This window comes from Arthrobacter sp. Hiyo1 (assembly GCF_001263615.2).
Taxonomy (GTDB): Bacteria; Actinomycetota; Actinomycetes; order Actinomycetales; family Micrococcaceae; genus Arthrobacter.
Map to the genome: position 1 here is coordinate 152,434 of NZ_DF952473.1, position 3,529 is coordinate 155,962.

Here is a 3,529-nt window from a genome sequence, read left to right on the forward strand (position 1 = left end):
CCGCCGGCCGCCCGCTGTCGCGTGAGGTTGGCGTAGGCCTGGATGATCCGCGCGGACATCATCGTGGCGTTCGCCCCCGGAGCGGAGGGCGCATGGATACCGTATTCAGTTTCCGAACCCATGACCCGCATGGCCCCGCCCACGGGAAGCTTGTCCGAAGGCAGGCCTTCCGGCCGGGCCGTCACAGGTACTGGCCGGTGTTGGGAGTCGTTTCGATCGACTTCCCGGGCTCCTGGCCGGCCTTGCCCTGGACGATGGTGCGGATGTAGGTGATGCGTTCGCCCTTCTTGCCCGAGATGCGTGCCCAGTCGTCCGGGTTGGTGGTGTTGGGCATGTCCTCGTGTTCGCGGAATTCGTCGACGACGGCGCGCAGGAAGTGGTCGATCCGCAGGCCTTTCTGCTGGGTTAGCAGGAGGTCCTTGATGGCGTACTTCTTGGCCCGGTCCACGACGTTCTGGACAACCGCGCCGGAGTTGAAGTCCTTGAAATAGAGCATCTCGGTATCGCCGTTGGCGTAGGTGACTTCGAGATACTCGTTGGACTTCTCCGTCGAATACATGGCTTCAACGGTGCGCTGGATAATGGCGTCGACCGTGGCCTGGACGTCGCCGCCGTGCTCTGCCAGATCCGTCGCGTGGAATGGAAGGTCGGTGGTGATGTACTTGGCGAAAATGTCGGCGGCCGCCTCGGCGTCGGGCCGCTGGATCTTGACCTTCACGTCAAGCCGCCCGGGACGGAGAATAGCCGGATCGATCATGTCTTCACGGTTCGAGGCACCGATCACGATGACGTTGTCCAGGCGTTCGACGCCGTCGATCTCGCTCAGGAGCTGCGGGACGATGGTTGTTTCGACGTCGGAGGACACCCCGGTGCCGCGGGTGCGGAACAGCGAGTCCATTTCGTCGAAGAACACCACCACGGGGCTGCCATCGGAGGCTTTCTCCCGGGCACGCGCAAAGATCAGGCGGATGTGCCGCTCTGTTTCGCCGACGTATTTGTCAAGGAGTTCAGGCCCCTTGATGTTCAGGAAATAGCTCTTCAGGTCTACGTTGCCGGCCCGTTCGGAGGCGCGGGCGGCGAGCGAGTTGGCAACGGCCTTCGCGATCAGCGTCTTGCCGCAACCCGGAGGGCCGTAAAGCAGGATGCCTTTGGGGGCTTTGAGGCCGTGTTCGCGGTACAGGTCCGGGTGCAGGAACGGCAGTTCCACCGCGTCGCGGATCTGTTCGATTTGCGGGCCCAGGCCGCCGATGTCCTCGTACGTAATATCCGGGACTTCCTCGAGGACCAGGTTTTCGACCTCTGCCCGGGGCACCTTCTCCAGTGCGTAGCCCGTGCGGGAATCGAGCGACAAAGCATCGCCGACGCGCAGGTGCACCTTCTGCAATGCGCCTGAGAGCCTGACTACCCGCTCTTCATCGGCCCTGCCCACGACGAGGGCGCGGTCCGTGCCCAGCATTTCCTTGAGCGTGACAAGTTCGCCTGCCCGTTCGTAGCCCAGGCCTGTCACCACGAGGAGGGCCTCATTGAGGAGGACTTCCTGCCCAACGGCCAGCTGGTTGATGTTCACCAGCGGGCTGACGCCCACGCGCATCTTGCGGCCGGCATTGAAGATGTCGACCGATTCCTCGGTGGCCGCCTGGCCGGTGCTGCCTGCAGTCGGCTGGCGCCTTGGATTGATCTGCAGGATGGTCCCGAAGCTGTACGGTGGTTGACCGTCCTGCTCGAGGGCACCTTTGAGTCGCAGGATTTCGGCCTTCGCCGTCTCCAGCATGGTCACGAGCTTGGTGTTGTTCTGGGTGGCGGCGGCAAGCTGACGGTCGATATGGCGCAGTTTGTCTCGAAGGATGTTTATCTGGCGTTCCGCGACAGTGAGTTCCGCGGAGTCGTCCACCGGTTGGATTGCCCCACCCCCGTGTCCCGCTTTTCCTTCAGTCACAGCCTTGTTCGATGGCTCCTCCGGCGTTGTTCGCCCGAAGTCATTGTTCGACGTATCCACGAAGCATCAGCTCCTTCCCGCTTTCTATAAATAGACCTTAGCCCTCAAAAGCGTTGGGTAACCTGTGACATCCGGAATGCGGACCAGTTTGTGATCTTTCCCTAGGGGGCGGGTGTGGGGTCGTCCTTGACGTTGGTGCCGGCAATCGCATCCCGTGCGGCCCGGCGCAGTTTCTTGTCGGAAACCGCACGCTCTCCTACCGCCCCCGGAGTCCAGGCATTCAGGTCCTCTTCGCTGAACTCGGTCTTGGACGGTCGCCGTTTGACGGAGATTCCGGTCACGCCGTCGGCGAGGCGACGCGTCACCAAAAGGAAGCCCGTGTGGGCCACCATGCGGTGGTCGGGACGGACAGCGAGGCCCTCAAGGTGCCAGCCGCGGACCATGGACTCCCAGGCGTCCGGTTCCGTGAAACGACCGTCGGCGCGGATCGCTTCAGCGGTACGGGAGAGCTGGGTCACGGTGGCCACGTAGTTGATCCACACGCCGCCCGGGGCCAAAACGGTGGCTACGGCGTCGAGGCATTCCCACGGAGCGAGCATGTCCAGCACCACGCGGTCCACGGACCCGGGCTCTTCGGAGCGGACGACTTCCTCCTGGAAGTCGCCAAGAGAGATCTTCCAGGCCGGGTGCGGACCGCCGAAAATGGTTTCCACGTTGCCGCGGGCAATGTCGGCGAATTCTTCGCGACGCTCGAAGGAGTGGAGGTACCCGTTGTCGCCGACTGCTCGAAGCAGGGAGATCGAAAGGGCGCCGGAACCAACGCCGGCCTCCACAACGCGGGCCCCCGGGAAGATATCGGCCATGGTGACGATCTGGCCGGCATCCTTGGGGTACACCACTGCGGCACCGCGGGGCATGGACAACACGAAGTCCGAGAGCAAGGGACGGAGGGTCTGGTACTGCTGGCCGATGTTGTTGGCCACCACTGAACCGTCAACCTGGCCGATGATTTCGTCGTGGTTCAGGAAGCCGCGGTGCGTATGGAAAGCGCCGCCTTCCTCCAGGGTGATGGTGTTCATCCGGCCGCGTTCGTCCGTGAGTTGAACCCGCTCGCCCACACGGAAGGGCCCTCGGCGCCGGGCCGCACCAGTCGGCTGAATGGCGGTGTCGGCGGCGCCGGTGGCCGTGTAGTTGGCTGCGGTTTCGCTGCTCATGGGTGTTTCCTCGCTCCTGTACGGCTGGGCCGTCATTTGTTGCCGCAGTTGCTGCTTAGTGATGCGCACTGCCGGCCGGGTTATTTCACGACCGGCAGGTAACTCTACCGGGAAGGTCCTACGGGCGTCCGCTCCGTCGGGCTACTTTACCTGTAATGGCTGTCACTACCGCCTGCTGACGCAGCAGGCCCATGACCGTGCCGCGTTCGTCCACGACCGCGTATTCGGCGCCGCTGAGCTGCGCCAAATACTGGATCAGTTCCTGGCCGCTGGACGTCCAGGGGACGTAGGCACCGTCGGCGAGCGGGGTGGAAACCGCGGTCACGAAGGTCGTGGATACCTCGGAGGCCGGCACGGCTGCAGTCGCGGCCGGATCTAC

2 protein-coding genes and 2 pseudogenes are annotated in these 3,529 nt (G+C 63.7%); all 4 read right to left on the reverse strand.

The annotated features are described in order from the left end of the window. Positions 1 to 185: pseudogene (locus tag AHiyo1_RS25640) on the reverse strand (proteasome accessory factor PafA2 family protein); the annotation flags it as partial. Next, a complete protein-coding gene (gene arc, locus AHiyo1_RS16185) occupies positions 182 to 1,996 on the reverse strand; it encodes a proteasome ATPase (RefSeq protein WP_084784542.1) in 1,815 nt (604 codons plus the stop codon). The pseudogene AHiyo1_RS25640 and the gene arc, both read right to left, overlap by 4 nt. 101 nt (positions 1,997 to 2,097) lie before the next feature. Then, positions 2,098 to 3,150, reverse strand: a complete 1,053-nt coding sequence (locus tag AHiyo1_RS16190) for a tRNA (adenine-N1)-methyltransferase (protein WP_059389235.1) — start codon at positions 3,148 to 3,150, stop codon at positions 2,098 to 2,100. Positions 3,151 to 3,268: 118 nt separating this feature from the next. Next, positions 3,269 to 3,529 (reverse strand): annotated as a pseudogene (locus AHiyo1_RS16195) (site-2 protease family protein); the annotation flags it as partial.